The following is a 658-nucleotide window of genomic DNA, read 5'->3' as shown; positions in this document are numbered from 1 at the left end:
GTTATCAGGATAATCTGTGAAAGACAGCGTTAATGCGCGTCCATGGAATTGGGATATAGAAGTATCCGCAATAGTACGATAATTTGGGTGGTCCTTCGGCAGAAAATGCGCAGTAGCGTCCACATGCGTCCCGCAATGCWCATGGATCATCAGTTGATACGAAAGCGAAAGGCTTCCCGTATTGTGCGAATCCCACAATGCATGCACATATCGAGAATGAGTAGGATAGACGGGCATGTCATCCTGAAGTGTATGCGTAAGGTCAACGATGTTTTTTCCTTTTAGTAAACGAATCAAATCTTCCATGAAAAGGCATCCTCCCCCCTTTCGATCACTTAGAGCCGCATTATGAAAGCGCTCTATGTTTCATTATTAGGGATGAATTTCTTTTTGAGAACGCATAACATTTTTACTTTCTGGTTATTTCTTTACATAAACAAATTTGCAAGAAAAAAACCTCCCGGAGAGAGAGGTTCGAATTATCGAGAAYAAAATTGATCCCGGTAATCTTGAGGACTCATATGAATGTTTTTCTTAAATATTTTGGTGAAATATGTCGGGTATTCGAAGCCGACTTTGGAAGAAATCTCATGGATCTTGAATGACGATTCCCGTAACAATTCCATCGCTTTCTTCAGTCTTGCATCCAGAATATAAG

Annotated in this window: 2 protein-coding genes; both read right to left on the bottom strand. The window is 40.5% G+C overall.

Annotation, left to right across the window (positions count from 1 at the left end; all coding sequences use genetic code 11):
- Nucleotides 1–306 (bottom strand): cyclase family protein (locus AC1DVJ_RS31220; protein WP_477596851.1); only part of this gene is annotated, 306 nt, incomplete at its 3' end.
- A 173-nt stretch (nt 307–479) separates the two neighbouring features.
- On the bottom strand, nt 480–650 hold the full coding sequence (locus AC1DVJ_RS31215) for a helix-turn-helix domain-containing protein (protein WP_477596853.1): 171 nt from the start codon (nt 648–650) through the stop codon (nt 480–482).
- Nucleotides 651–658 lie beyond the last annotated feature (8 nt).

The sequence above is a fragment of the Paenibacillus sp. P4_A9 genome, from assembly GCF_056402415.1.
The sequence above is the reverse complement of the archived record's forward strand: the minus strand, read 5'-3'. Positions and strand labels throughout refer to the sequence as shown.